Here is a 24,694-nt window from a genome sequence, read left to right as displayed (position 1 = left end):
TTTACCCTCGGCACCGCAGGGTGGTGTAATGGGAATCAGGTGTCTGCTCGGGCACGACTTCTCGGAGCCCGAAATAGAGCGCGAGCGCGAGGAGGACGGCGAGGAAGTCGTCACGACCGTCAGGGAGGTGAAGACCTGCGATCGCTGCGGCGAGACGCAGGTCGTGAGCGAGAACACCGAGGTCACGACGATGGAACAGCTCACCGACCAGGCGACGACGGCGGAAGCGACCGAGTCGGGCGAGCCGACGGCGCCGACCGAGCCGAGCGGGCCGGCAGCGCCGACCGAGCCGACCGAAGCGGCGGACGAGCCCGGCGGCCGCGCGACGTCCACGGAGCCGTCGTCACGCTCCGCCGGGACGGACCGCAGCCCCGACGTCGATTACGGCGGCGCGCACGCCGGCGTCGACGCGGCGGATCCCGCCGGCGACGACGCGGAGATCCTCGAGGATTCCCCCGGCGGTGGCGAGACGGCAGTCGACGAGTCGGCCGACGACGGCCCGACGACCGACTCCACCGCCGGGGACGCCGCGATCGCGGCTGCCGACGAGGACGCGGAGCTGATCGACGCGGGGCCCGACGGCGACGCGGCTGACGGCGGATCGGCCGACGCGGGGGGCGACGCTGCGGGAAGCGACGGCACCGGGACGCCGTCGGGTCCGGCCGACCCCGCCGGCGCGACCGACGCCGCCGTCCCCGATCGTGATCGTGCTTCCGACGCCTCCGACGGTCCCGACCTCGATCGCGACGGCGACGTCGCGGACGACGACGGCGTGATCCTCGACGGGGTCGACGCGGACGACGCGGGCGACCGCGACCGCGGCGAGTGGCCGGACGTCGACGCGGACGACGACGACGACGAGACGTTCGAGTCGACCCCCTGGCCCGAACAGCGGGGCGACGACGAGGGGTTCAGCGCCGAACTCGGCGAGGACGGCGACAGCGGCGTCGAGTTCGGCGGTCTCACGCCCGAGGCGGCCGAGCCGGCCGCGGAGTCCGCGGACGCGGAGTACGTCGAGCCGGCGGACCGGCCGTCGGCGTTCGGATCCGCGGAGGTCGCGGTCGGCGGTTACGACTCCGACGACGCGGCCGGCGAGGAGGGATCCGCACCCGACTCCGGGATCACCCGCGAGGAGAATCCCCAGTTGGAGACCGAAGGCTCGACCGGGGTCCCGACGGAGTACTACTGTCCCGAGTGCGGGATGACCGTCCGATCCGCCGGGAGTTCGATGCGGGCGGGCGACATCTGTCCCGAGTGTAAACGCGGCTACGTCGCGGAGCGGTCGCGGTAGCCGACCTCGAGCCCACGATCCGTTTTCGCCGTCACCCTTCGTCGCCGGTTCGGGCCCTGAATCCACCGTTTGGTGCCGATCCGCCGTGACGAAACTGGTTTACGCGACCCTGTCGAACGGTCGCAGCATGAAGCAGTACAAGATGCGCCGCGGCGAGCATCTCGACGAGCGCATGCCGGACCTCAAAGGCTCCATCGAGGAGTACTTCGGCGAGGTCACCGGCACCGAGGAGTACGACGGCCACGAGCTGTACGTGGTCGAGGAGCCCGAAAACCCCGTCTTCGAGCGGATCGTCGCCGGCGCGGCCGAGTACGCCGGCAAGAAGGACAAGCTCGCGGTCCACTTCGAGGAGCGTCCGGCCGAGGAAGTCATCGCCGAGGGGAACGCCGACGCAGCCGCCGACGCGGTCGACGCGAAGAACTCCTTCCTGCTCGAGGCCACCGGCCGCGACGCCAAGTCCCGGCGCGACTCGCTGAAACGCGAGGTCGAGGACGACGCCCCCGACTACTGAGGTTCCCGGCGGGCGCTCCCCCCCATTTTCGGCGGTCGACCGTTCTCTCCCTCGAGCGGTGCGGCGGTCGCGGGAGGGTGATCGTTCTCCACCGCGGAGCCGGTTCCCTCGCTCTCACGACCGGATCGGCGCGTCGTTTCTCCTGTCACGAATATTAATTCGATATCGAGTTAAAAATCAGCAGCTTTAAGCACGACGGCCGACAACGGGAGGTATGAGCATCGAAACGATCCTGTTAGCGGTCGGAACCGAAGACGAGAAGCGAACCGAGCGGCTCGCCGCGGAGGCGGCGAGCGTCGCGAAGCCCACCGGGGCCACGGTCGTCCTCGCGCACGTGTTCGACGACGACGAGTTCGCCGAGGTCCGGTCGAATCTCCGCGTCGACGCCGAAAGCGAGGAGTCGACCCCGGACGCGGTGGCGAAGCGCCACACGACCACCCGCACGATATCGAAGGCCCTCTCGGAGGCGGGCGTGGACCACACGGTCCGCGGCGCGGTCGGCGATCACGCCGACGAGATCGTCGCGCTGGCCGAGGAGACCGACGCCGACCGCGTCGTCGTCGGCGGCCGACACCGCTCGCCGACCGGCAAGGCGGTCTTCGGCAGCGTCGCACAGGAGGTGATCCTCTCCGCGCCGTGTCCCGTGACGTTCGTACGCGAGGAGTCGGTCGAATCGAAACGCCGCGTCGCGCCCTGAGTCGCCTCGACCGCTCTCCTTCGACACCGACACGTTCGACCGGTCACGAGCGACCGCGACACCCGAACCGTCCCGATTAAGTGGTAACGGGGCCCTCTTTCCGCCGATGGCTTACTACGTGGGCGTCGACCTCGGCGCGACGAACGTCCGCGCGGTCGTCGGCGACGAGACGGCGACCGTGCTCGGCTCCGACGTGCGCGGAACCCCTCGTGGCCCGACCGGCATCGCCGTCACCGAGGCGGTGTTGAGCGTCGTCCGGAACGCGTGCGCGGAGGCCGGCGTCGACCCGGACGCGGTCGTCGCCGCCGGGATCGGCTCCATCGGCCCGCTCGACCTCGCGGCCGGGGTCGTGTTGAACCCGGCGAACCTCCCGGACACCGTCGAGCGGATCCCGCTCGTCGGCCCGGTCTCGCGGCTGCTCGACACCGAGGAGGTCCACCTCCACAACGACACCAACGCGGGCGTGATCGGCGAACGGTTCCACTCCGAGCGCAACCCCGACGACATGGTGTACCTCACCGTCTCCTCGGGGATCGGCGCGGGCGTCGCCGTCGACGGCAACGTCCTCTCGGGGTGGGACGGCAACGCGGGCGAGGTCGGCCACATGACCGTCGACCCGCACGGATTCATGACCTGCGGGTGCGGCCTCGACGGCCACTGGGAGGGGTACTGCTCGGGCAACAACATCCCGAAGTACGCCCGCGAGCTCCACGAGGAGGACCCCATCGAGACCGCCCTCCCGATCGAGGACCCCGACTTCTCCGCGATCGACGTCTTCGAGGCCGCCGGCGAGGACACCTTCGCCGACCACGTGATAGACCAGCTCGCCCACTGGAACGCGATGGGGATCGCGAACGTGATCCACGCGTACGCCCCGCTCGTCGTCAGCGTCGGCGGCGCGGTCGCGCTCAACAACCCCGAGCGCGTCCTCGACCCGGTCCGCGAGAAGCTCGCTGAGATGGTGTTCATCAACGTCCCGGAGATCCGGCTCACCGAACTCGGCGACGACGTCGTCGTCAAGGGTGCGCTCGCCAGCGCGCTCACCGGCGGAACCGGCGATCGATCGCGCGTCGAGTCGCCGCCGTAGCCGGATCGTCGTCCGTCCGGCTCACTTCTCGAACTCGTCGCGTTCGGGAGTCGCCTCCGGGCCGCGTCCGTCGCCCGTCGCGCCGCTCGTCCGCTCACCGCGCGTCGCGAGGTACGCGTCCCGGTAGCGCCGGAGCTTCCGTACCAGGAGATACCCGAAGAAGCCCTGAAAGACGACGACGAAGACGAACAGCGCGGGCACCTGCGGCAGCCCGGAGACGGAGGAGAGGACGACCGTGGCCGGCCCCACGAGGGTGTTGTACAGCGCGTGGATCGTCGCCGCGATCACGAGCCCCTTTATCACGATCGGTCCCCGGTTCTCGGGGTTGAACTTCGCGAGGCCGAGGTAGTATCCCGCAAAGGCCGAGTAGACGACGTGGCCGGGGCCGGCGAGCGCGCGGAGCGCGGCGATCCCGTCGCCCGCGCCGAGCGCCGCGAGCCCGAAGGAGAGGTCCGCGATGTCGACGCTCCGCGCGATGTACAGCAGGTTCTCGATGACGGCGAAGCCGAGCCCGGCGATCGCGCCGTACACCGCGCCGTCGATCACGGCGTCGAACCGCTCGTCGGTGTACGCGTACAGCCGCACCGCGAGCAGCTTCACCGTCTCCTCTATCGGACCGACAACGACGAAGAAGAAGAGCACGAGCCCGAGAAAGCCGAGCGGTTCGAAGAGCGGGCGGGCGAACCCGTTGAGCACCGCCGCGAACGTCGCGGTCAACACGGACAGAAGGAACGTCGCGACCAGAAGCGAGAGCGGCTCGCCGGTGGTGACGTCGGAGACGTACACGTACGCCGCGAGCCCGAACGCGGGGATCGCGGACAGCGCGACCAGCGCGGCGACGGCCGGATCGAAGATCAGTCCCACGCCGAACGAGGCGAAGATGCTCAGGAGGATCACCCCGGCCAGCAGCACGAGGAGCGCCTTCGCCGAGCGCGTGAGAAGCCAGTACAACGCGACCGCGAGCCCGTCGAGGGAGGTGCGTTCCTCCCACGTGGCGACGTCGTAGAGGTCGCGGTCGCCGTCGTCGCCCCGCTCGACGGGATCCGACCGTGAGTCCATGCGAACGGGTTCGGTCCGTTCGGACTTAAGCGGTCGCCGTCGCGGTCAGTGTTGTCACGGCGATTCGAGGCGCCGTCACCCCGGCTCGAGTCGTCGACCGTACCCGCCTCGCCGTGATCGTCCGACCCGCCGAACACCGGAGGTTCAAGCGGTCGCGTCCGAAACCCTCCGACATGAACGCCGATGGACGACGCGGGAACGCGACCGAGACGCGATCGGACCGAGGTGTGCGGACGTGAACGCGCGAGTCCGCGGGATCTACGCCACCGCGCTGACGCGGCTCCTGCTCGAGGCCGACCACGCCGTCGTCGACGCCTCGTCGCCGATCCGCCGACGCTTCGACGCGACGTTCCACACCGCCCCGCCGGACGCCAGGATCGAGACGACCGACGACCGCCAGGGCGTCGGCGTCATCGGCGCTCCCGACGCGGTCGCGGCGCTCCGGGACCTGCTCGTCGACGTCGGGATCGACGCGCTCGCGTACGGCGATCCGACGCCGGTCGGGACCGTCCTCGACGGCGAGGTGGCGGAGACGCTCGGCGGCGGCGCGGTCCTCGATCTGGCCGTCGGCCCCGGCGGCGACTCCTCCGAGGACGGTGCGGCCGCGGACGACGGCGTCGCCGCGGACGCCCCCGTCGAGGGGTACCTCCCGTACGGGAACGTCGACGCCCGCGTCGAGACGGGCGACCGGGTCCGAGCCCAGGTGCGGGCGTCGGCCCCGCCCTGGGCGTCGCGTCGGCCGGAGCTCGACGCGGAGTTGCGGGTCGGAGGCGGCCTCGTCACGCTGGAGCCGGGCTCGGGGACCCGCGTCGACGTTCGCGACGACGAGGCGGCTCGCGAGCTCGCGGGGATGATCGATCTCCTCGGGATCGAACCGCCAGAGGGGTGGCGCGCGGTCTGGGGTCCCGCCGCGCTCGATGTGGAGATGGACGACCTCGAGGCGGGGTTGGAACGCGCCGTCGACGAGGCCGAGCGGCTCGCGGAGGCGGTCGGCGTCGACGGCACGGACGACCTCGACGTCGACGGCGTCGGCCTCCTCGGCAGCCCCTCGGAGGCGCGCACCGAGCCGCTCGCCCGCCCGAACGCCGGCGCGTGGGTCTGGTTCGGTCGCGAGTCGCGCTTCGCGCTCGATTCGGTCCGCCGGGAGGTGACCGCGACGATGCCGGGGCACCACCGGATCAAGGCGGGCTCCGCGTCGGCGTCGGCGGGCGTCGACTTCGCGGAGGCGCTCTGTGATCCGGCCCCGGACGCCGACTTCCCCTTCGCCGCCGTCCGCGACTCCTTCGGCCCGGCGGCGGGCGACCGGCTCCGGATCGAGCACGGCAAGCCCGACGGCCGACTGATCACTCTCGGCGAGGGCGACGTGACCGCGGTCGACGACGACGGATCGCTCACCGTCGAACGGGAGATGACGCCCGGCGGGCGCTACGACGGGCTCGGCACGCGCAGGGAGGCGGGCGACGTCGCGGTGACGAGCCTCAAGGAGGGTCGGTGGTGGTACCCCACCACCTACCGCGACGCCGAGGGGACGGTGAAGGGAACCTACGTCAACGTCTGTACCCCCGTCGAGGCGTTTCCGGACGCCGCCCGCTACGTCGATCTCCACGTCGACGTGATCAAACACCCCGACGGGACGGTCGAGCGCGTCGACGACGAGGTCCTCGACGCGTCGGTCGCGGCGGGCCACGTCCCCGAGGCGCTCGCGGAGAAGGCACGGAGCGTGGCCTCGGCGCTGGAGAACGCGCTGTAGCGGACGGCGGTGGCGGCCGGGATCGGCGGTCGACCGCGACGCGACTCGGCCCGCGCTCAGAAGTGGTTCGAGGCGTCCGTCTCGTGGCGGAGCTCCCCGCCGCGGCCGCCCTCGACGGTCGAGGCCCCCTGGTCGCCGGAGGAGGGGACCCGAACCGTGACGTCGGTGACCGCCTCGAAGTCGGTGATGAGGTCACGGCGGATGTTCTCGGCGGTGACGTTCGAGACGCCACAGCCCGCGCAGCCGCCGCCGAGTTCGACCACGACCTCGCCCGTCTCCGGGTCGGCCTCGCGCACGACGCTCGTCCCGCCGTGCATCTGGATGATTGGCATCTGGCCGACCATCCACGTCTCGATCCGCTCCGCGAGGCTCTCGTCGCTCATTACCTCTCCTTCGCGCCCGAACCTTTGGAAGGTTGCGGTTTGGGAGTCGCTCGCATCGTCGAAACCAACTACGTCACCGTCGATGACCGAAGACTCCCGAAGCTCTCGTCCGGCGTCACCCGTCTCGACCCGTCGACGGAGCGGGATCCCCGTCGGCGCGCTCGCCGATTTCGCCGGTTTCGCCGGTTTCGCCGGCGTCCGTCCGCGCCGGCTCTCCGCCCGTCGACGCGGGTCCGTCCGCCGCCGCGCTCGGGAGCTGCGTCGGGTCCGGGTCGTCGTCGCCGCGAAGCGAGTCGTCGCGCTCGAGGAGGTACAAGAGCGGCCCCAACGCGACCACCACGAGGACGCCCGGAATCGGGGCGTCGGGGACGAGAAGCGCCGTGGCCGCTCCCGTGCCGCCGGCGAGCAGAACGAGACCGGTCCACAGCGCCGGCGATCCCGTCTCGACGCCGACCCGCGTCGCGTCGCGGTGGACGAGTGCGGCCGCCAGCGCGAGGAGGATCCCGACGACGACGGCTACCAGTGACATGGAGCGGGTACGGCGGAGACGAAAAAAAGGGTGTCGCGAGCGGATCGTCGCCGAAGGCGATCGGGGGCCGTCGCCGGGAGCGTTCAGGGGGCCTCGCCGGTCTCGATGGTGAAGGAGTCGCGGGGGTACGCGACGCAGGTGAGCGTGTAGCCGTCCCCGAGCTCGTTCTCGTCCAGCATCTGCTGGTTGTCGTGTTCGACGAAGTCCTCGGAGGGACCGTCGGTGATCCGACCGGCACACGAGACGCACTGTCCCTGCCGGCAGGCGTACGGGAGGTCCCACCCCTGCTCTTCGCCCTGGTCGAGGATCGGCTCGTCGTTCGCGAGTTCGACCGTCTCGCCCTGCTTCGCGAACTCGACCTCGAAGTACTCGACCTCGTCTTCGGGGATGTCGCCGGGACCGGCGCTCGCCGACCCGCCCTCCTCGAGTTCGCCCTCGCCGCCCTCGCCGCCCGCCGGGATCGCGCCGCCGCCACCGCCGCCCGCGCCGATCGCGCGGTTGCCGGGCTCGGGGAAGCCGGGATCCGGGAGGGACTCGGCGCGCCGTTCGACGATCTCATCGGAGATGTCCTCGGTGGGCTCCCACCCCGTTCCCTTCAGCGTACTGACGAGAACGACCGTCAGCGTCGCGATCGCTGCGAGCGCGATCGGCAGTGGGTCAAGCATACCGACGACTATGGAGAGGTGGTTTAATACCGTTTTGATCGGGCCAACGCTCCGGGAATTCACCACACGAACCGGTGTCGTGTGACACCCCGCGAACCGGCGTCGTGTGCCGCCGCACGAACCGGTTTCCGCGAGACGTCCACGCCGCCGGCGCGTGACCGCGGAACGGGCCCTTTATCGGCGCGCCGACCGATCGGGCGGCCATGCAGGTGAAATCCCGACACCACCTCCGGAGCGACGAGATCACCGCGATCCGCGAGGCGGTCGCCGACCACCTCGGCGTCGACGTCGACGGAGACACGTTCGAACTCGTCGAGTTCGTCGACGCGAACTACCAGTTGGTGCTCGTCGACGGCGACCCGGCGGTCTTCTACGTCGACGACGACGAGCCGTTCCTCACCGTCCGGGGAGCGAACGACTACGACCCCGAGACGGGCGTCGTCACCGTCGACGCGGGCGCGATCTCGTTCGTCTCCGACGGCGCGGACGTGATGCGGCCGGGGATCGTCGAGGCGGACGTGGCGATCCGCGAGGGCGACCTCGTCGTGATCGCGGAGGAGACCCACGGCAAGGTGCTCGCGGTCGGCCGCGCGCTCGTCGACGGCGACGAGATGGTCGGCGACGGCGGGAAGGTCGTCTCCTCGATCCACCACGTCGGCGACGAGCTCTACGAGTTCTCGGCTTAATCCTCCAGCTCGAACGCGACCTCGACTTCGGCCTGGTACTCCCGTTCCGGCGCGTTCTTGATCTCCACGCCGAACTCCTTCACCTCCGCCCAGTAGACGTTCTCGAGGGTGTCCTCGGCTCGATCGATCGCCTCGTCCGCGGCGGCGTCGAAGCTCTCCTCGCTCGTTCCGATCAGCGTGATCTTCTTGAACACCATGTGTACCGATTGATCGCACGCCGTTATAAAACCGCCCGCGGATCGCGGGTCGACCGCTCGACCGCCGGCTCCGTTCAGGGGCTCCCCGGCGCGCCCTCCATCACGGAGAAGTCGTCGCCGCCGGGGTCGACGCCGATCACCGCCCAGTCGTAGGGCGGCTTCAGCGACGTGAGCCGCTCCTGGAGGTCGTCGGCGTTCCTCCGCCACGTGACGAAACAACGGAGTCGCGGCGTCTCCCCACCGTCCGTGAGATACGGACCCAGATCGTCGTCCTCCATACACAGCGCCGTGACGAGGACGCGTCGCCACTTTCGCTCCGCGACGAACTCGCGTCCGCCCTCGGAGACGCTGTATCCGAGCTCACGAAAGACGTCTCTGGCCTCCGTCGTCGGTGGGATGCTCGCAGTGGCCATCGATCCGACCGTTGGTCGGGATCCGTGATAAACTTTCTCACGGTTCTCGGGATCGCACATCCTCGCGTTCACCCCGAACGCGCCGGCCCCGTGCGACTCACTCGTGGGCGGCGTCCCACTCGTCCGGCTTCCGGAGGTTGCCGCAGTCGGTACACTGGATCCGTCCCATCGTGTCCATCGCGGTGTCGAGCGAGCCGCAGTTCCCGCACGCGAACCCCCACCGGTCGGCGGCGTCCGCGTCCGCGTAGACGAGATAGAAGGGTCCCTCCGCCCCGCGTTCGGCGCGCGCTCGGTCGATGTACACCCGCTCGCCGTCCGCGGTCGTCGACGCGTCGAGTTCCATACCGCACGGTACTCGGTCGAGCGACTTAAGAAGCGAGACACGGCTCGGGACCGCTCGGGCCCCTCAGGTCCGGAACGACTCTCCGCAGCCGCACTCGGAGACGACGTTCGGGTTCTCCACGTGGAAGCCGGCGGCCTGGAGGCCGCTCTCGTAGTCGAGTTTGCTCCCGCCGATGTAGTTCCGGCTGGCGGGGTCGACGAACACCCGCAGCCCGTGGTGCTCGACGACGAGGTCGTCCGGCTCCGGCTCGGTGTCGAAGCGCATCCCGTAGGAGAGCCCCGCACAGCCGCCCTGCTGGACGAACAGCCGGAGCCCCGCCTCGTCGGTGTCGAGCTCTTCGCTCTCCAGTAGCGAGAGCGCCTCCGCAGCGGCGTCCGGCGTCACCTCGATCGCCGGGTCGTCGTCGCCGCCTCCCTGAACCGATTCGGTACTCATACCGCGGAGTACCCGTCGCAGGATGAAAACCCTGACGGTGTGAAGAGGTGGCACACATCCGACGACGCACACCGGCTCGGCGACGCGCGCCGGTTCCCCGTTCGACGAGCGGTCGAGTCACGCCGTTCGAGCGGTAGGGCCGTCCGGACCGACCCGGAGGGCCGCGCGGAGCCCGACCTCGGCGACGTTGACCCCGTACTCGACCGTGCGCGTGATGCTGTCGAGCACCGTCGCGAGCACGTATCCGTCCGCGAGACCGCGCTCGTAGAGCGCCCGGTCGAGCCGTCGCGTCTCCTCGAGGAGGTCCTCGGCGTCGGTGATCACCACCCCGAGCGTCCGCGGGTCACACTCCCCGATCGCCTCCGAGAACGCCCGCTCGACGACCGCCCGCGCGTCGGTCGCGAGCCGGTCGAGGTCCTCGGCGACCGGGTCCGACGGCGGGTCCTCGATCGCGGCGGCGGCCTCGGCGATCTTCGCCGCGTGGTCCGCGACCCGCTCCAGCTGTCTGGCGACGGCGTAGTGGTCGAACGGGGTGAGCCCGCCCTCGGCGTCGGCCGGGACCTCGACGAGGGATCGCTGGAACTCGCGAGAGAGGAGGCCGAACAGCCGGTCGACGTCGTCGTCCTGGCCGCGAACCCGGCGTCCGGCGTCGCCGTCACCCGCGAGTGCGGCCGCGACGGCCTCCGCGTGCATCGTCAGCGTCCGGTCCGCCATCCGCTCCAGCGTTCGCGTCGGCGGGAGGTCCGCGACGTCGAGCATCGTCCGCGCGACCACCGCCTCCTCCGTCTCCTCCGCGATCTCGATCCCGACGAGGCCGGCGACCGCGTCGCGAACGGCCGCCCGCCCGGCGCGGTCCGGAGCGCCGTCGACGCGGACGGCGTCGGCACCGGCGACGTACGCGGCGGCGACCAGCCGCTCGATCCCGGCCGGGTCGTGTCGCGCCGCCGACAGCGACACCGTCCGCTCGCCCCCGTCCGTCTCGGGCGGGGCGAGGAGCAGCCGGCCGCCCCTCGGGTACAGATGGAGGGTGTCGCCGGTGTCGAGCGACCGGTCGTTCGCCCAGCCCTTCGGGAGCGAGATCGTGTACGTCGTCCCCCCAGTGAGCTGGATCTTCCGCTCGTACGGGTCCGTTCCGTCGTTCATTTCGAGACGATCCGCGCTGCGTCCGTCGGTCCGTCCTCGCCTCGACTCCGATCGGGTACGGGTACCATACTGCGGGGTACCGAACCGACGATCATGTACCCTGCTATGTGGGGTACGTGCCGCTCGGGTCCCCGACCGAGCGCTCCCGTGACCTCATACTCGATCGGACCTCTCGATAGCGATATATAGCTGCGCCCCGGATCGCGGCGAGTCGAGGGCCGGGGGCGACGCGGTATCAGTTCGCGTCGCCGTCCCGGTCGGCCTCCGCTCGAACTCGACGGTCGTCCGGCGTCTCGGCGGGAGCGAGTACGTCGCCGAGCTCGTGGAGGCTTTCGATCTCGGCGGTCGGCTCCACGTCGAGATCCAGCGAGGCGTTGTGTTCGCGCCTGAGGAGGACGCTCTCCAGACCCGCCCGCTCGGCGGCGACGACGTCGGTCGCGCGGTCGCCGACGTAGATCCCGCCGGAGACGTCGAGCGCGCCGAGCGCCTCGTTCAGGTAGTGGGGGTCCGGCTTCCGCCGGCGGAACCCCTCGGGTCCGAGGTCGCGGCCGCGGACGTACCCGAACTCGGTCAGCCGGAAGTGGTCGACGACGAACTCCACGGTCGGGTGGTAGTTGTTGCTCACGAGTCCCACGGGGACCCGTTCGGCGAGCTCGGCGACCGCGTCGACGTCCGAACAGAGCCGCCTGGTGCCGGCCGCGAGCCGCGTGACGGCGCGCTTCGCGCTGCGCTCCTCTCGCGCCCGGAACAGCGCCGCCGGATCGACGCCGAGCGCCTCGCAGGCGGCGCGGAAGTCGTCGTCGTACTCGTACCTTTCGAGCGAGCGCCGGAGATCGCCGGTCGCTCGCAGGTCCCGGTCCTCGAGCACGTCGTCGAGCGCGCGGCTGTGAACGACGTCGTCGGTCCCCCACCCCTCGAGGATCACGCCGTCCATGTCGAAAAGCACCGCCTCGAACGCGTTCGGACGGGGCGGGCTCATCTGACGAGCCGTCGGGTGTACGCCGAGACCCCCTCGCTCACGAGGACGACCCCGAGGATCACGATCAGGATCATCGCCACCGACTGCCAGGCGAAGGCGTTCACCGCGCGGAACAGTTGGACGCCGATGCCGCCCGCCCCCACGAACCCGAGGATGGTCGAGTCGCGGACGTTGATGTCCCAGCGGTAGACGCTGAGCCCGACGAGCGCCGGCTTGACCTGCGGTAAGACTCCGTAGGTCAGCACCTGGATAGGGGAGGCGCCCGCGGCGCGGACGGCCTCGACCTGTCCGAAGTCGATCTCCTCTATCTCCTCGCTGAGCAGCTTGCCGAGGAACCCGACCGACCGGAAGGCGATGGCGACCGCGCCGGCGAGGGGGCCGCTCCCGAACACGACGACGAAGACCAGCGCCCAGATGATCGTGTTCACCGACCGGCTCACCGTCACGATCAGCTTCCCGAGCCAGTAGGTCGCGGCGTTCGGCGTGGTGTTCTCGGCCGCGAGCAGCGCGACGGGGATCGTGATCACGAGCGCGCCGGCGGTGCCGAGCGCGGCGATGTGGACCGTCTCGATCAGCGGTCCCACGATCTCCGGGACGTACGCCACGTCCGGCGGGAACATCCGCGAGAGCAGGTCGTTGATCTCGCGAGGGACGGTCTCGACGTTGGTGACCCCCATGTCGAGGAAGGCCCACGACCCGGCGAAGACCACGAACGCGACGAGCACCCCGACGAACCGACCGAGCCGCCGTCGCCGGTCGAACCGCTCCCACGTCCGCGCGGCGTCGACCTCGGACGTCACTGGTACCTCCGTCTGACGACCGCGCTGACCCCCTCCGCGACGAGCACGACCGCGATGATCGCGACGAGGATGGCGGTGACGTACTGGTAGGAGTAGCGGTTGAACGCGGTGAGCAGCACCGAACCGATCCCGCCCGCGCCGACGATCCCGACGACGGTGGAGGCCCGGATGTTGATGTCCCAGCGGTAGACGCTGAGCCCCGCGAACCGCGGAACGATCTGGGGGACGACCCCGTAGATCAGCGTCTGTACCGGCGACGCGCCGGTCGATCGCACCGCGTCGACGCTCCGCATGTCGATGTCCTCCAAGTCCTCGGCGAGCAGCTTCGAGAAGAAGCCCACCGTCTTGAACGTGATCGTGATGATGCCGGCGAGGGGGCCGAGCCCAACCGCCTTCACGACGAGGATGGCGACGATGATGACGTTGAGCGCGCGCGACAGCGAGATGAACCCGCGGTTGAGGTAGTACAGCGGCTTCGGCGACAGGTTCTCCGCGGCCATGAACGCGACGGGGATGCTGAGGGCGATGCCGGTCACCGTCGACACCATCGCCATGGCGACGCTCTCTATCATCTTGTCGACGATCCGCTGGGACTGCCGCGGCGTCGCCTCCGGCGGGAAGAAGTCGCCGAGCAGCGAGAGGCCGCTGCCGAAGCCCTGGAGGATCCGGGCGGGGTCGGCGCCGACGCCCCACGCGGACCAGAGGAAGAAGGCGACGAGCCCGAGGTAGGCGGCCCACTTGAACTCCCGGCGTCGGAAGGCCGTCGGCCGCCGCCAGGTGCGCCGTTCCGTCGCCATCTCAGGAGCCTCCCGACGCGGGACGGTCCGGGGTCCGACCGTCGGTCGTCACGACCCCGTCGCCGGCGAACCGATCGCCGACCGAGCCGTCGCCGTCGTCCGCGGCGGTCACCGCGCGCGACTCGCCCGACTCGGGCGGGTCGCCGCCGCGGTACACGCGGTCGAGCGCGTCGTCGCCGAGCTCCGCGGTGGGCCCGTCGAAGACGACCTCGCCGTCGTGGAGCCCCACGATCCGGTCCGCGTGTTCGACCGCGAGGTCCACCTCGTGGATGTTGATCAGCACGGGGACCCCGCGCTCGGCCGCGATCTCGGTGAGCAGCCGCATCACCGTGTTCGACGTCTCCGGGTCGAGGCTGGACGTCGGCTCGTCGACGAGCAGGATCGTCGGCTGTTGGACGACCGCGCGGGCGATGCCCACCCGCTGGCGCTGCCCACCGGAGAGTTCGTCGACGCGCTTGTTCTCCATCCCGTCGAGCCCGACACGGTCGAGGATCCCGTACGCGCGCTCGACGTCCTCGGGCGGGAAGGAGCGACGGAACGCTCGCCAGGCGGAGACGTACCCGAGCCGTCCGGTGAGCACGTTCTCCATCACGGTGAGTCGTTCGACCAGGTTGTACTCCTGGAAGATCATCCCGATGTCGCGGCGGGCCTCGCGGAGCCCGTCGTCGTCGAGCCCGATCAGGTCGGTCCCGTCAAGTTCGATCGTTCCCGCGGTCGGCTCCGTGAGCCGGTTGATACACCTGATGAACGTGCTCTTCCCGGCGCCGCTCGGCCCGATCATCGCGGTCGTCTCGCTGCCGTCGATCGAGAGGTCGACTCCCTTCAGCGCCTCGTCGCCGGTCGGGTACGTCTTTCGTAGGTCGGTCACGTCGAGGGTCATCGGTCGATCACTCGCTCAGCGAGCCCTCGGTGTATTCGACGCCGTTGTACTCTTGGATGACCATGATGTCGTACCAGTGGCGCCGGTAGTCGATGGGGACGAACTCGTTGTAGCCGGTGCGGTCGCCGTACGCCGTCCCCTCGAAGTCGGAGTCGAGCCAGGCGGCCCGGATCCCCTCGGCGATGTCCGGGTGGAGGTTGTAGCGGTACGCGATCGGCCCGTTGGGGAACGGAGCCGACGCCCAGACGACCTTGAAGTCGTCGAAGCTGAGGTTGCTCTCGGCCTCGACGGTGTCGACCATACAGGTCGAACAGATCGGTCCGGCGTCGTAGTCGCCGGCCGCGATGCCGCGGGTGGTCGCGGAGTGGTCGCCGGAGAAGTTGATCTCGTAGTCCTCGCCGGCGGTCACGTCGAAGTACTGGTCGAACAGCGCCGAGGGCGCCTGGTGGCCGGAGTTCGACGCCTCCTCGGCGTGGGCCATGCGGACGTCGTCGTTCGCGAAGTCCTCGACGCTCTGGATGTCGTCGGCGTCCGCCCGCGTCGTCGCGAACAGGCGGTAGCCGAACGCGTCGCCGGCGAGGCCGGCGGCGAACGGCACCGCGCCACAGAGGTTGACCGCGAACGCGGTGGTCCCCGTCGAGAAGTTCGCGATGTGGGCCCGCTCCGAGCGCATCGCCTCGACGGAGGCCGCGTAGTTGTCGACCTTGTTGTACTCGACCGGAATGCCGGTCTCCTCCTCGATGCGTTCGAAGACCGCGGCGAAGTCCTCCTCGTAGCGCCCTTGAACGTCCTCGCTGGGGCTCTCCGTGAAGATCAGCGTCTCGGGTTCGAGCCACTCGCTCTCGTCTTCGGGTGCCTCCCGGACCGGTTCGCCGTGGGGGACCTCGTCGACCTCGCGGTCGCCCATGCTCTCCAGGTCGTTGCGGCTGCCGCGCTCGTACCCCTCGTCGATGAGCAGCGACGAGAGGTAGTTGTTCTCCTCCCACTCCGGCTCCGCGGGGTCGAAGGAGTCGGACAACATCGAATCTTCCGAGCCGCCGCCACCGTCGCCGCCGTCGCCGCTTTCGCCCGACCCGCCGGAACAGCCGGCGAGCCCCGCGACCGCGGCCGCGCCGCCGATGCTGAGGAAGCGTCGTCTCGAACTCGAATCCGTCCGTCCGCTGGTGTTGTCCACCATGTACCCTAAACCCTCGAATTCGTGCTAAAGAAGGCTGCTATGAGCCGTATAGTCCGGATCATGTGGGTCCGGGGTGGACCGTGGGGCTCCGGAGACGCCACCCCCTCCACGGACGGACTCCGTAGAAGGGGGTGCCCGTGGGAACCGGTATAGAGCGACACGTAGCCGACCGCGACCGACGGCGAGGGCGAAGCCTCCGGGTCGGTCCGGTCCTCCGACGATCGGCTACTCGAGGCGCTTCCGGACGCTCTCCGCGTGGGCCTCCAACCCCTCCGCCTCCGCGAGCGTCGTGATCGTCTCCGAGAGGTCGTCGAGGGCGTCGCGGTCGAGCCGCTGGACGGTCGAGGAGCGCAGGAACGTGTCGACGGAGAGCCCCCCGTACCGCTTCGCGCCGCCGTTCGTCGGCAGCACGTGGTTCGGCCCGGTCGCGTAGTCGCCCGCGGCCACCGGCGAGTACGGCCCGAGGAAGACGGAGCCGGCGTTGGTGATCCGGTCGAGCAGCGCCTCGTCGTCGTCGGCCATGATCGAGAGGTGCTCGGCCGCGTACTCCTCCGCGAAGAGCACGGCCTCCGACATCGACCGCGCGCGGAGCACGCCCGAGGCGTCGTTCTCGAGGGCGGCCCGGACCGTCTCCGCGCGCTCGCGATCGGCGACGCCCGCCTCCACCGCCTCGGCGACCGCGTCCGCGAGGTCGGCGTCGTCGGTCACCGCGACGACGGAGGCGTCCGGGTCGTGTTCGGCCTGCGCGAGCAGCTCGGCGGCCACGTACTCGGGGTCGGCCGTGTCGTCCGCGAGCACCAGCACCTCGCTCGGCCCCGCGAGGAAGTCGATCTCGACGTCCCCCTGTACCGCGGCCTTCGCCGCGGTCACCCACTTGTTGCCGGGACCCACCACCTTCTCCACGGTGGTCACGGTCTCCGTCCCGTACGCGAGCGCCGCGATCGCCTGCGCGCCGCCGACCTGGTACACCGCGTCCGCGCCGGCCTCGTGGATCGCCGCGAGCGTCACCGGGTTCGGGTCGTCCGCGGGCGGGGTCGTGACGGAGACGTGGTCGACGCCCGCCACGACCGCGGGGATCACACCCATCAGCGCGCTGGAGGGGTACGCCGCCGCGCCGCCGGGGACGTAGGCGCCCGCCCGGTCGATCGGTCGGAAGCGGCGGCCCAGCTCGCGCCCCGCGAACGATTCGCGCCAGTCCTCGGGCCGCTGGCGCTCGTGGAACGTCCGGACGTTGTCGGCGGCCTCGCGGATCGCCTCGAGGGTCGGGTCGTCCGCGTCCTCGAGCTCGGCGTGCGCGCGGGCGGCCTCGTCGGTGATGTCGAGGTTGCCGACGGCCACCCCGTCGAACTCCTCGGCGAACTCGCGGACCGCCACGTCGCCCTCCTCGCGCACCCGGTCGACGATCCCCTCGACGTCCCCGCGGACCGCCTCGATCCCCGCGTCGCGCTCGAAGAGGGCGCGCCGCTCCGCGGGCGAGAGGTCGGCGACGGCTCGTACGTTCATACCCTCGATCCGGGGCGACGGGAAAAGGGCGTTCCGGCTCGCGGCGATACGCCTGAGTCGGCCGATGGCTCCGACGATCGGGGGACGCGACCGGGGATTCCGCCGGAGCCCCGGACGTTCGGCTGTACGAAGTGAAATAGACGACTGCGGTGACCACCGCCAAAGCCCCAGTCGCGAGGACTCGGTGCGCTCGTTGTCGTTCGAAAGGCGCGGAGCGCCTTTCGTGATGACGAGAGAGCTCCGCTCTCTCGAACCACGGTCCTCAGTCGTTCACTCCTTGCGGTCTCGCCGGCGGCGGAGCCGCCGGCTGTCCGAGGGACCGAAGGTCCCTCGCTACTTACGTCGCGCGCCTTCGCCCTCGCGACTGCCCCTTTGAGTCCCACCCCGCCCAGCACAGCCCCGCACCTCACGCCTCCCCAGCCTCGCGGCTCGCGGCTCGCGGCTTCGCCGCTCGCGTATCGAGGGACTCACTCCGTTCGTCCCTCGCACCGCTCGCAGCGTCCCTCGCGGTCGGGTTCGCGCCCTACCGGGCGCTCACCGGCGCGCCATTCACTAGGTCATCTCAGGACGTCGCCGTCGCGCCCTCACTCCAGCGGTCGGATCCCCGTCACGTCCAGGGTCGCGACGACGACCAGTCCGGCGAGGATCGCGCCGGCGGCGAAGAGGAGCGGCGCGGAGAGCGCGACGGCGACCCCGTAGGGTGCGAGAAGCCGGGTCGTCCCGCGGACGACGAAGGCGGCGATCCCGAGCCCGAACGCGAGGAGCGCGAGCCGCACGAACCCCGCCCGGTCCATCGGGTCAGTCGGTCCGGAGGGCGGTGTGGTCGTGTCGACCGTGCCCGTGGCGGCCGTGGTCGCGGTCGAACCCGTGGCTCATCTCGTAGAACACCGCCTCCGGGTCGGGGTTCCACTGCCACTTCCAGCGGGTTCGGACGAGAAGCGAGATCTTGCGGGTGAAAGAGAGCTCCGGGGTCGTCGAGACGGTGTCGTACCCGAGGTTCCTGATCAGGCGGTGGTGGTCGGCGTACAGCACCGCCGCCAGCAACACCGCGAGCTGGCAGTCCTCCGGAAGGTACTTGATCCCGGCGACGCCCTCCTCGTAGAGCCGCTCGGTCCGGACGAGCTCCTCGCGGATCGCGGCCGCCACGCCGTCGCCGAACTCCAAGTCCAGGACCTGCGCCTCCGTCACGCCGTGTCGACGCAGGGTCTCGAGCGGGAGGTAGATCCGGTCGCGCTCGAGTACGTCCTCGCGGACGTCCCGCAGGAAGTTCGTCATCTGGAACGCCTCGCCGAGCCGGGTGGCGTGGGGAAGCGCCGTCTCCTCGGCCTCCGGATCGAGGTCCATGATCGCCGTCATCATCCGCCCGACCGCGGACGCGGAGCCGTCCATGTACGTCTCGAGTTCGTCGTACGTCTCGTAGCGGTCGGTGTCGATGTCGCTCTCCATCGCGTCGATGAAGGCGTTCACGTCCGCGTCGTCGATCCCCCGCTCCTCGCGAACCGACGAGAACGCGGACAACACCGGGTCGTCCGTCGGCTCCTCGCCGAGGGCTACCCGGCGGAGGCGTTCGAGCTCGTCGCGCTGTTCGGCCGGCGGCGCGGTATCCTCGGCGTCGACGATCTCGTCGGCGACGCGGAAGAACCCGTACAACACGTACGTCGGGTGGCGGATCTCCTCGGGCAGCAGGCGGGTGGCGACGTGGAACGTCTTCCCGGTGCGGCGCTGGATCCGCTTCCCACGGGCAACCTGGCGTTTCTCTACCATGGTGCCCCCTGCGGCGCGCTGGGGAGGGTCGAGGGCGGGTCACCCATCATGTACAACGGGTCGGGCCGCAGAAGTATAACAGTTCCCACGGATATCGTCCCACACGATCCGGGTATCTCTCCCTCTCCACGGGCCCGATCATTTCGTGTCGTCGTCGGCTCGAAGACGGCCCGTTCCTCGGGTCGCGGATCGCCGCCGATCCCCTAGTAGAACGTGTCGCTACAGTCGTAGACGACCCCGTGAATCGGACAGACGTACTTACAGTGTCTGTGGACCATCGCCTCCCCGCAGCGGGGACACGGCCGTCCGCCGTGGTCGCCTTCACGGCCGGCGTCGCCTTCACGGCCGGCGTCGCCTTCGCGGTCGCGGTCGGACCGCTCGCTCGGGTCGCTCACGCTCGCCCCGACGGCTGCCGAGATAATAAACGACTCCCCAGCCGGCGTCACTCCGACGCCAGCGACGCGTACACCGACTCCGCGGTCTCCGCCGACTCGAACGGCAGCGTCAACACGCCGCCCCACTCCTCGTCGGTCAACGCCGCCACGGTGGATTCGTCGAGGTCGACGCGGCGCACCTCCTCGCCGTCGAGCGTCATCGACACCGCGAACGGCTCCGGATCGTCGGTCGCACCCGCCGCCTCGAGCCGCTCGTGAAACGACTCCTCGCCCTCCGTCGAGAGCGAGATCCCGACGAGGTGTTCGCCCTCGTCCTCGGTGACCCCCTGGACGTAGTCGAGTTCCGACGCGTCGAAGAGGCCGTCACCGGAGTCGTCGTCCGACCCGCCGTCCTCGCGAAGGAGCCGAGCCTCGAACGGCGCGTCCGGATCGACGGCGACCGACGTTGCGGTCGACCCCTCCGAGTCGCCCTCGGACCCGTCGGTTCCCGAGCCGTCGCCCGCGGCGGTCGGCCCGTCGTCTGCGTCGCTTCCGGCGCCGGCGCCGCTTCCGTCGCCGTCCTCGTCGCCCACCGAGGCCGCCCCGGCGAAGCCGACGGCCCCGACCGCACACGCGGCCCCGAGCCCGCCGAGCACGCCGCGTCGAGAGAGTTCCATACCCCCCGCTCCCGGCCCGGACTCAAAAGCGTTACACGCTGATTAACGCGACTGATAATCGCCGCGTTCGGCGTCGCGGACCGGTCCCGCGGTCACTCCGACGCGAACGCGATCTCCTCCGACGTCGTCGTCTCGCCGAACAGCCAGTCGGCGTGCTCGACGGCGTACTCGCGGTGGTCGGCGGTGATGTAGCCGAGCGCGTCCTCGACGACGACGGGCCGGTAGTCCCGCAGCCCGGCGCTGCCGGCGGTGTGGAGCACGCAGACGTTCGCGAGCGTCCCGCAGATCAGCAGGTCGTCGATCCCGTGCGCGTCGAGGTGTCCCTCCAGATCCGTCCGGTAGAAGGCGTCGTAGGTGTGTTTCTCGACGACGTGGTCCGCCTCGCGGACGTCGAGGTCGTCGACGAGTTCGGCGTCCCACGACCCCTCGACGACGTGTTCGCCCCACCGGTCGAACTCGTCGTAGTAGTGGGTCTCGTCGAACTGCTCGGGCGGGTGGACGTCGCGGGTGTAGACGACGGACGTGCCGGCGTCGCGGGCGCGCCCGACGAGGTTGGTCACGGGCTCGATCGCCGCCTCGCTCGGCTCGGCGTGGAGGCTTCCGTCGGGGTGACAGAACCCGTTTTGCATGTCGACGACGACCACCGCGGTGTCGGCCGGATCGTACGGCATGGTCGACCCTTGGAGGTCCGGGCACAAAAGATCGCACTCGCGAGCCCCGGCCGGACGGGCGAGCCGCTCGGCGCGCGGTCGGGCGGACGAACCGCCCGGAGCCGGGATCGGACGGACAAACTACTTACCCACCCCGTCGCAATCGACCGTATGCGACGGGTTCTCCCCCTCGCGGCGACGCTCGCCCTCTTCGTCCTCCTCCTCGCGGGGACCGGCGGCGTCGCCGCGGCGGACGCGGCGGTCGCGGAGACCGCCGCCGACTGCGAGACCGCCGACGACAACGACCTGGTCGGCTGCTGGAACGGGACGCACCATACGTCCGAGCTCGACTTCGACGGGACGGACGGGCTGACCGAGGCCCAACTTGAGACGCTGACCCACCGGAGCATGGCGCGCGTCGAGTACCTCCGAGAGCGCCCCTTCGAGACGGCCGTCCCGGTCGAGACGGTCACGCGCGAGGAGTTCCGGTCGGACGGGACGGACGGCAACGAGACCAACGCGACGAGCGACGCCGAGTTCCGCCGCTGGAACGACCAGGTGTGGAAGGCGCTGTTCGTCGTCGGCGAGGACGACTCCGCCTCGGAGGCGATCGACACGGTGTTCGGCGGCTCGGTCTCGGGGTTCTACTCGCCGGCGGACGACCGGATCGTCCTCGTGGTCGCCGAGGGCGAGGCGGTCCGGGTCAGCGAGTCGACGCTCGTTCACGAGCTCACTCACGCGATGCAAGACCAGTACCACGACCTCACCGCGCCGCGGTTCGTCGGCGCGACCCAGGACGCCGACCTCGCGGTCGACGGGATAGTGGAGGGCGAAGCCGTCTACATCGAGGAGCGGTACGCCGACCGCTGTGAGGCAAACTGGAGCTGTCTCGACGATCCCGACTCGAGCGGATCCGGCGGCGGGTCGACGGCCGACTACAACGTCGGGATCCTCCAGACGATCCTCCAGCCGTACTCCGACGGGCCGTTCTACGTCGAGGAGCTGATCGACGAGGGCGGCTGGAGCGCGGTCAACGAGACGATGAACGACCCGCCGAACGCGACGGCGGCGGTCATCCACCGCGAGCCGGAGTACGAGACCCGCGAGATCGACTTCGAGGACGCCGCCGAGGGCGGCTGGGAGACGTACGCCGACCAGGGCGTGAACGGCTCCGAGACCGCCGGCGAGGCGTCGATGTTCGTGATGTTCTGGTACCAGAGCTGGGAGTACGACCACCCCGTCCTCGAGCCGACGCGGGACGTCCGCGAGAACGTCGAGATTCACACCGCCACCGACGATCGGCTCGACACGCGGTCGGCGTACAACTACGCGGACCCCGCGACGACGGGATGGGTCGACGACGAGCTGTACCCCTACCGGAACGACGCCGGCGACGCCGAGGGCGACGGCTACGTCTGGGTGACCGAGTGGCGGTCGCCGACGGACGCCGCGGAGTTCCATTCGACGTACCGCACGATGCTGGAGGAACACGGCGCGGACCGGCTCGACGACGGCGTCCGAGAGATCCCGACCGGCGACTTCCGCGGTGCCTACGGGATCGAGCGCGACGGGACCAGAGTGACGATCGTCCACGCGCCCGACCCGCCGGACGTCTTCGAGCTCCGACCCGGCATCGACCTCGAGGAGCCCGGATCGGGGACGACGGACGACGGGATGGCGGACGACGGGACGGCTGACGACGGAACGGCTGACGACGGGACGGACCCCGCGAACGGCGCGACCGACGCGGACGACGACACGGCGTCGGACGACGATTCGGAGACGGACGGCGGCGCGTCGGACGGCGACCCGGACGGCACGGGCGACGGCCCCGACCCCGGCGACGATGGGTCCACGGACGGCCGCGTGCCCGGCCTCGGCGTCGTCGCCGCGGTCGTCGCCCTGCTCTCCGCGACCGCGCTCCTCGGGCGTCGCTCGCGGCGGTAGGAGGGATCGCGACCTCGTCGCGTCCGGCGCCGGATCGTCGTCGGATACGCGAACCGCGGCGACGACACGGATGACTTTTCGTACCCGCCGACCGAACGTCCGGTCATGACCGAGTTCGACATCGTCGACGCCGAGGCGGTCCGGAGCGGGCGGGCCACCGACGCCTACTTCGACCGCACGGCGACCGCCCTCGAGGGCGCGGGCCGGAACCCCCGCGTCGTCGCCGAGGTCACGGCCGATCAGTTCCCGACCGGCGAGTTCGAGCTGTTCGCCGGGCTGAAGGACGCGGTCGCGCTGCTCTCCGGCCGCGACGTCGACGTCCACGCGGTCCCGGAGGGGCGGCTGTTCGACGGCGGGCCGGTGATGCGGATCGAGGGGGAGTACCTGACGTTCGCGCGGCTGGAGACCTCGCTTCTGGGCTTCCTCTCGCACGCCTCCGCCATCGCGACCGCCGCGCTCGACTGCCGGGTCGCCGCGCCGGACGCGCAGGTGCTCTCGTTCGGCGCGCGCCACGTCCACCCCGCGATGACGGCCGCCGTGGAGCGCTCGGCGCTCGTCGCCGGGCTCGACGGCTTCTCGCACGTCGCCGCCGGCGACCTGATCGGCCGGGAGGCGTCTGGGACGATGCCGCACGCGCTGTCGATCTGCTTCGGTCGCGGCAACCAGGAGGCGGCGTGGCGCGCCTTCGACGCGGCGGTCGACGAGTCGGTCCCCCGGATCGCGCTCTGTGACACCTACTCCGACGAGGTCGACGAGGTCCTGCGGGCGGTCGACGCGCTCGGCGACCGGCTCGACGGGGTTCGCCTCGACACCACGGGATCGCGACGGGGCGACTTCAGACACATCGTTCGGGAGGTGAACTGGGAGCTCGACGTTCGCGGCCACGGCGACGTCGACATCTACGTCTCGGGCGGGCTCGACCCCGCCGACCTCCGGCGGCTCCGCGACGTCGTCGACGGCTTCGGCGTCGGCGGCTACGTCTCCAACGCCGACCCCGTCGACTTCGCGCTCGACGTCGTCGCGGTGGAGGGTGAGCCCGCCGCCAAACGCGGCAAGCTCTCGGGAGCGAAGGCCGTCTACCGCACCGCGGCGGGCGGCCACGCGGTCGGACTCGCCGACCGCGACGGGCCGGCGGACGCGGAGTCCCTGATGGAGCCCGTGATCCGCGCCGGGGAGGTCGTCGCCGCCGACGCGTTCGATCTCGATTCGGCGACGGAGCGCGCCCTCGCCGACGCAAAGCGCGTCGGGTACGGATCGACGTAGCGGACGCGGGTCGAACGGGATGAGAGAACGAATCGAGGCGATCGATCTCGGCGTCTAGTCGGCCGGCTACAGCTCCTCGACTGCGCCGCCGTCCGCGCGCTCTCGGAACACCTGTCCCTCGATGAGCGTCACCATGGTGTCGTCGTCCTGCCAGGCGGTCGGCGAGAGCTTCGCCTTGCGGCAGGCCCGTGAGAGGAACTCCGCGCCCGACCAGCCGTTCTCGACGGGGACGGTCGGGTAGAGCCAGCCGTGGGTGTTGCCGCCGTCGACGGCGACGCCGTGGGTGCCGATCTCGAGGTCCTCGAGCGGGTCGTTCGTGAGGACGGTGTTCGAGACGACACAGACCGAGACGGTGATGTTCTCCAGCTCCTTCGGCTCGACCTCCGAGCCGCAGGAGTCGCCGGAGGCGGCCTTGATCGCGGCCTCGACGATGGCGTGGCCGAGCTGGTCCGACCCGTCCCACGCGCCGGCACACCCGCGCAGCCGACCGCGTCCGCGGGTCGACTCCAGTCGAACGAACGCCCCGGTCCGCGCGTAGAACGCCTCGCGCATGCTTCCGGGCTGTTCGCGCTGTCCGTGTCGGACGAACGACTCGACCGCCTCGCGTGCGAGTTCGACCGCTCGTGCCCCGTCGTCGTACGACAGCCGAACGGTCTGTGCCTCGGACATACACACTGTTAGCGGTGCTGACGAC

General features: G+C 70.6%; 29 protein-coding genes. 8 read left to right on the top strand and 21 right to left on the bottom strand.

Features of this window, described 5'->3' with window-relative positions:
* The first annotated feature begins 28 nt into the window (after window positions 1-28).
* From NO889_RS01505 to NO889_RS01490, 4 genes are all read left to right on the top strand, one after another.
* The gene (locus NO889_RS01505) at window positions 29-1,291 is read left to right on the top strand and encodes a DUF7093 family protein (RefSeq protein ID WP_256410479.1); all 1,263 of its coding nucleotides are present in this window, start codon (window positions 29-31) and stop codon (window positions 1,289-1,291) included.
* A gap of 127 nt (window positions 1,292-1,418) precedes the next feature.
* Window positions 1,419-1,802, top strand: coding sequence for a DUF5611 family protein (locus NO889_RS01500; protein ID WP_256410478.1), 384 nt, complete (start codon window positions 1,419-1,421; stop codon window positions 1,800-1,802).
* 214 nt (window positions 1,803-2,016) lie between these two features.
* Window positions 2,017-2,499 carry a universal stress protein gene (locus tag NO889_RS01495; RefSeq protein WP_256410477.1) on the top strand — a complete coding sequence of 161 codons (483 nt, stop codon included), beginning with the start codon at window positions 2,017-2,019 and terminating at the stop codon, window positions 2,497-2,499.
* 106 nt (window positions 2,500-2,605) lie between these two features.
* The gene (locus tag NO889_RS01490; RefSeq protein WP_256410476.1) at window positions 2,606-3,586 is read left to right on the top strand and encodes an ROK family protein; all 981 of its coding nucleotides are present in this window, start codon (window positions 2,606-2,608) and stop codon (window positions 3,584-3,586) included.
* 21 nt (window positions 3,587-3,607) lie between these two features.
* Here the strand turns inward: NO889_RS01490 and NO889_RS01485 are convergent, their stop codons facing one another.
* Entirely contained in the window at window positions 3,608-4,645 is a 1,038-nt protein-coding gene (locus NO889_RS01485; protein ID WP_256410475.1) for a PrsW family intramembrane metalloprotease, read from the bottom strand.
* Window positions 4,646-4,880: 235 nt separating this feature from the next.
* On the opposite strand from NO889_RS01485, the gene NO889_RS01480 reads away from it, so the two are divergent.
* Complete coding sequence (locus NO889_RS01480; protein WP_256410474.1) at window positions 4,881-6,395, top strand: ribonuclease FAU-1 family protein; 1,515 nt, start codon at window positions 4,881-4,883, stop codon at window positions 6,393-6,395.
* A gap of 56 nt (window positions 6,396-6,451) precedes the next feature.
* Here the strand turns inward: NO889_RS01480 and NO889_RS01475 are convergent, their stop codons facing one another.
* The 3 genes from NO889_RS01475 to NO889_RS01465 form a co-directional block, all read right to left on the bottom strand.
* On the bottom strand, window positions 6,452-6,778 hold the full coding sequence (locus NO889_RS01475) for a NifU family protein (RefSeq protein ID WP_094534756.1): 327 nt from the start codon (window positions 6,776-6,778) through the stop codon (window positions 6,452-6,454).
* Between the two features lie 115 nt (window positions 6,779-6,893).
* Window positions 6,894-7,307: a hypothetical protein gene (locus NO889_RS01470; protein WP_256410473.1), complete on the bottom strand. Its 414-nt coding sequence runs from the start codon at window positions 7,305-7,307 to the stop codon at window positions 6,894-6,896.
* An 83-nt stretch (window positions 7,308-7,390) separates the two neighbouring features.
* On the bottom strand, window positions 7,391-7,972 hold the full coding sequence (locus tag NO889_RS01465; protein ID WP_256410472.1) for a 2Fe-2S iron-sulfur cluster-binding protein: 582 nt from the start codon (window positions 7,970-7,972) through the stop codon (window positions 7,391-7,393).
* Window positions 7,973-8,175: 203 nt separating this feature from the next.
* On the opposite strand from NO889_RS01465, the gene NO889_RS01460 reads away from it, so the two are divergent.
* Window positions 8,176-8,658 carry an RNA-binding protein gene (locus NO889_RS01460; protein WP_256410471.1) on the top strand — a complete coding sequence of 161 codons (483 nt, stop codon included), beginning with the start codon at window positions 8,176-8,178 and terminating at the stop codon, window positions 8,656-8,658.
* Here the strand turns inward: NO889_RS01460 and NO889_RS01455 are convergent.
* The 16 genes from NO889_RS01455 to NO889_RS01380 form a co-directional block, all read right to left on the bottom strand.
* Window positions 8,655-8,855 (bottom strand): dodecin, encoded by a 201-nt coding sequence (locus tag NO889_RS01455; protein WP_094534752.1) that lies wholly within the window; start codon window positions 8,853-8,855, stop codon window positions 8,655-8,657. The genes NO889_RS01460 and NO889_RS01455 overlap by 4 nt on opposite strands.
* Window positions 8,856-8,929: 74 nt before the next feature.
* Window positions 8,930-9,268 (bottom strand): DUF7116 family protein, encoded by a 339-nt coding sequence (locus NO889_RS01450; RefSeq protein WP_256410470.1) that lies wholly within the window; start codon window positions 9,266-9,268, stop codon window positions 8,930-8,932.
* Between the two features lie 97 nt (window positions 9,269-9,365).
* Window positions 9,366-9,611, bottom strand: a complete 246-nt coding sequence (locus tag NO889_RS01445; RefSeq protein WP_256410469.1) for a DUF5816 domain-containing protein — start codon at window positions 9,609-9,611, stop codon at window positions 9,366-9,368.
* 63 nt (window positions 9,612-9,674) lie between these two features.
* Window positions 9,675-10,046: a HesB/IscA family protein gene (locus NO889_RS01440; protein ID WP_256410468.1), complete on the bottom strand. Its 372-nt coding sequence runs from the start codon at window positions 10,044-10,046 to the stop codon at window positions 9,675-9,677.
* Window positions 10,047-10,163: 117 nt separating this feature from the next.
* Window positions 10,164-11,189 carry a PhoU domain-containing protein gene (locus tag NO889_RS01435; protein WP_256410467.1) on the bottom strand — a complete coding sequence of 342 codons (1,026 nt, stop codon included), beginning with the start codon at window positions 11,187-11,189 and terminating at the stop codon, window positions 10,164-10,166.
* A 235-nt stretch (window positions 11,190-11,424) separates the two neighbouring features.
* The gene (locus NO889_RS01430) at window positions 11,425-12,168 is read right to left on the bottom strand and encodes an HAD family hydrolase (protein WP_256410466.1); all 744 of its coding nucleotides are present in this window, start codon (window positions 12,166-12,168) and stop codon (window positions 11,425-11,427) included.
* On the bottom strand, window positions 12,165-12,968 hold the full coding sequence (gene phnE / locus NO889_RS01425; protein WP_256410465.1) for a phosphonate ABC transporter, permease protein PhnE: 804 nt from the start codon (window positions 12,966-12,968) through the stop codon (window positions 12,165-12,167). Before phnE (NO889_RS01425) ends, NO889_RS01430 begins: the two co-directional genes overlap by 4 nt.
* The gene (gene phnE, locus NO889_RS01420; protein WP_256410464.1) at window positions 12,965-13,765 is read right to left on the bottom strand and encodes a phosphonate ABC transporter, permease protein PhnE; all 801 of its coding nucleotides are present in this window, start codon (window positions 13,763-13,765) and stop codon (window positions 12,965-12,967) included. The genes phnE (NO889_RS01425) and phnE (NO889_RS01420) overlap by 4 nt, the downstream gene beginning before the upstream one ends.
* A 1-nt stretch (window position 13,766) precedes the next feature.
* Window positions 13,767-14,645, bottom strand: a complete 879-nt coding sequence (phnC, locus tag NO889_RS01415) for a phosphonate ABC transporter ATP-binding protein (RefSeq protein WP_256410463.1) — start codon at window positions 14,643-14,645, stop codon at window positions 13,767-13,769.
* 7 nt (window positions 14,646-14,652) lie between these two features.
* Window positions 14,653-15,822 carry a phosphate/phosphite/phosphonate ABC transporter substrate-binding protein gene (phnD, locus tag NO889_RS01410; RefSeq protein WP_256410462.1) on the bottom strand — a complete coding sequence of 390 codons (1,170 nt, stop codon included), beginning with the start codon at window positions 15,820-15,822 and terminating at the stop codon, window positions 14,653-14,655.
* Between the two features lie 225 nt (window positions 15,823-16,047).
* On the bottom strand, window positions 16,048-17,325 hold the full coding sequence (gene hisD / locus NO889_RS01405; protein WP_256410461.1) for a histidinol dehydrogenase: 1,278 nt from the start codon (window positions 17,323-17,325) through the stop codon (window positions 16,048-16,050).
* Window positions 17,326-17,909: 584 nt separating this feature from the next.
* The gene (locus NO889_RS01400) at window positions 17,910-18,119 is read right to left on the bottom strand and encodes a hypothetical protein (RefSeq protein ID WP_256410460.1); all 210 of its coding nucleotides are present in this window, start codon (window positions 18,117-18,119) and stop codon (window positions 17,910-17,912) included.
* A gap of 4 nt (window positions 18,120-18,123) precedes the next feature.
* Window positions 18,124-19,089 carry a phytoene/squalene synthase family protein gene (locus NO889_RS01395; RefSeq protein ID WP_256410459.1) on the bottom strand — a complete coding sequence of 322 codons (966 nt, stop codon included), beginning with the start codon at window positions 19,087-19,089 and terminating at the stop codon, window positions 18,124-18,126.
* 203 nt (window positions 19,090-19,292) lie between these two features.
* Window positions 19,293-19,484 (bottom strand): HVO_2523 family zinc finger protein, encoded by a 192-nt coding sequence (locus NO889_RS16410; protein ID WP_256410458.1) that lies wholly within the window; start codon window positions 19,482-19,484, stop codon window positions 19,293-19,295.
* A gap of 47 nt (window positions 19,485-19,531) precedes the next feature.
* A complete protein-coding gene (locus NO889_RS01385) occupies window positions 19,532-20,140 on the bottom strand; it encodes a preprotein translocase subunit SecD family protein (protein ID WP_256410457.1) in 609 nt (202 codons plus the stop codon).
* Between the two features lie 92 nt (window positions 20,141-20,232).
* Window positions 20,233-20,811, bottom strand: coding sequence for a cysteine hydrolase family protein (locus NO889_RS01380; RefSeq protein ID WP_256410456.1), 579 nt, complete (start codon window positions 20,809-20,811; stop codon window positions 20,233-20,235).
* 150 nt (window positions 20,812-20,961) lie between these two features.
* Between NO889_RS01380 and NO889_RS01375 the strand changes: the two genes are divergently transcribed.
* Both NO889_RS01375 and NO889_RS01370 read left to right on the top strand, forming a co-directional pair.
* Window positions 20,962-22,737: an Hvo_1808 family surface protein gene (locus NO889_RS01375; RefSeq protein ID WP_256410455.1), complete on the top strand. Its 1,776-nt coding sequence runs from the start codon at window positions 20,962-20,964 to the stop codon at window positions 22,735-22,737.
* A gap of 105 nt (window positions 22,738-22,842) precedes the next feature.
* Window positions 22,843-24,000 carry a nicotinate phosphoribosyltransferase gene (locus tag NO889_RS01370; protein ID WP_256410454.1) on the top strand — a complete coding sequence of 386 codons (1,158 nt, stop codon included), beginning with the start codon at window positions 22,843-22,845 and terminating at the stop codon, window positions 23,998-24,000.
* A gap of 66 nt (window positions 24,001-24,066) precedes the next feature.
* Here NO889_RS01370 and NO889_RS01365 read toward each other — a convergent pair whose 3' ends face one another.
* A complete protein-coding gene (locus NO889_RS01365; RefSeq protein ID WP_256410453.1) occupies window positions 24,067-24,669 on the bottom strand; it encodes a TIGR00296 family protein in 603 nt (200 codons plus the stop codon).
* Between the last annotated feature and the right edge of the window lie 25 nt (window positions 24,670-24,694).

It is taken from the genome of Halorubrum rubrum, assembly GCF_024494685.1.
Classification (GTDB): Archaea; Halobacteriota; Halobacteria; order Halobacteriales; family Haloferacaceae; genus Halorubrum; species Halorubrum rubrum.
Note: the sequence above shows the minus strand (reverse complement) of the source record. Positions and strands in the feature narration are given on the sequence as shown.

Excerpts from the sequence above, each read along its gene's own strand:
- NO889_RS01450 (WP_256410470.1), bottom strand. The coding sequence starts at position 9,268 with ATGGCCACTGCGAGCATCCCACCGACGACGGAGGCCAGAGACGTCTTT.
- NO889_RS01375 (WP_256410455.1), top strand. The coding sequence starts at position 20,962 with ATGCGACGGGTTCTCCCCCTCGCGGCGACGCTCGCCCTCTTCGTCCTC.
- NO889_RS01465 (WP_256410472.1), bottom strand. The coding sequence starts at position 7,972 with ATGCTTGACCCACTGCCGATCGCGCTCGCAGCGATCGCGACGCTGACG.
- NO889_RS01470 (WP_256410473.1), bottom strand. The coding sequence starts at position 7,307 with ATGTCACTGGTAGCCGTCGTCGTCGGGATCCTCCTCGCGCTGGCGGCC.
- NO889_RS01435 (WP_256410467.1), bottom strand. The coding sequence starts at position 11,189 with ATGAACGACGGAACGGACCCGTACGAGCGGAAGATCCAGCTCACTGGG.
- NO889_RS01385 (WP_256410457.1), bottom strand. The coding sequence starts at position 20,140 with ATGGAACTCTCTCGACGCGGCGTGCTCGGCGGGCTCGGGGCCGCGTGT.
- phnC (WP_256410463.1), bottom strand. The coding sequence starts at position 14,645 with ATGACCCTCGACGTGACCGACCTACGAAAGACGTACCCGACCGGCGAC.
- NO889_RS01505 (WP_256410479.1), top strand. The coding sequence starts at position 29 with ATGGGAATCAGGTGTCTGCTCGGGCACGACTTCTCGGAGCCCGAAATA.
- NO889_RS01395 (WP_256410459.1), bottom strand. The coding sequence starts at position 19,089 with ATGGTAGAGAAACGCCAGGTTGCCCGTGGGAAGCGGATCCAGCGCCGC.
- phnD (WP_256410462.1), bottom strand. The coding sequence starts at position 15,822 with ATGGTGGACAACACCAGCGGACGGACGGATTCGAGTTCGAGACGACGC.
- NO889_RS01430 (WP_256410466.1), bottom strand. The coding sequence starts at position 12,168 with ATGAGCCCGCCCCGTCCGAACGCGTTCGAGGCGGTGCTTTTCGACATG.
- NO889_RS01455 (WP_094534752.1), bottom strand. The coding sequence starts at position 8,855 with ATGGTGTTCAAGAAGATCACGCTGATCGGAACGAGCGAGGAGAGCTTC.
- NO889_RS01380 (WP_256410456.1), bottom strand. The coding sequence starts at position 20,811 with ATGCCGTACGATCCGGCCGACACCGCGGTGGTCGTCGTCGACATGCAA.
- NO889_RS01500 (WP_256410478.1), top strand. The coding sequence starts at position 1,419 with ATGAAGCAGTACAAGATGCGCCGCGGCGAGCATCTCGACGAGCGCATG.
- NO889_RS01365 (WP_256410453.1), bottom strand. The coding sequence starts at position 24,669 with ATGTCCGAGGCACAGACCGTTCGGCTGTCGTACGACGACGGGGCACGA.
- NO889_RS01445 (WP_256410469.1), bottom strand. The coding sequence starts at position 9,611 with ATGGAACTCGACGCGTCGACGACCGCGGACGGCGAGCGGGTGTACATC.
- NO889_RS01475 (WP_094534756.1), bottom strand. The coding sequence starts at position 6,778 with ATGAGCGACGAGAGCCTCGCGGAGCGGATCGAGACGTGGATGGTCGGC.
- NO889_RS01400 (WP_256410460.1), bottom strand. The coding sequence starts at position 18,119 with ATGGACCGGGCGGGGTTCGTGCGGCTCGCGCTCCTCGCGTTCGGGCTC.
- NO889_RS01495 (WP_256410477.1), top strand. The coding sequence starts at position 2,017 with ATGAGCATCGAAACGATCCTGTTAGCGGTCGGAACCGAAGACGAGAAG.
- hisD (WP_256410461.1), bottom strand. The coding sequence starts at position 17,325 with ATGAACGTACGAGCCGTCGCCGACCTCTCGCCCGCGGAGCGGCGCGCC.
- phnE (WP_256410464.1), bottom strand. The coding sequence starts at position 13,765 with ATGGCGACGGAACGGCGCACCTGGCGGCGGCCGACGGCCTTCCGACGC.
- NO889_RS01485 (WP_256410475.1), bottom strand. The coding sequence starts at position 4,645 with ATGGACTCACGGTCGGATCCCGTCGAGCGGGGCGACGACGGCGACCGC.
- NO889_RS01440 (WP_256410468.1), bottom strand. The coding sequence starts at position 10,046 with ATGAGTACCGAATCGGTTCAGGGAGGCGGCGACGACGACCCGGCGATC.
- NO889_RS01490 (WP_256410476.1), top strand. The coding sequence starts at position 2,606 with ATGGCTTACTACGTGGGCGTCGACCTCGGCGCGACGAACGTCCGCGCG.
- NO889_RS01460 (WP_256410471.1), top strand. The coding sequence starts at position 8,176 with ATGCAGGTGAAATCCCGACACCACCTCCGGAGCGACGAGATCACCGCG.
- NO889_RS01370 (WP_256410454.1), top strand. The coding sequence starts at position 22,843 with ATGACCGAGTTCGACATCGTCGACGCCGAGGCGGTCCGGAGCGGGCGG.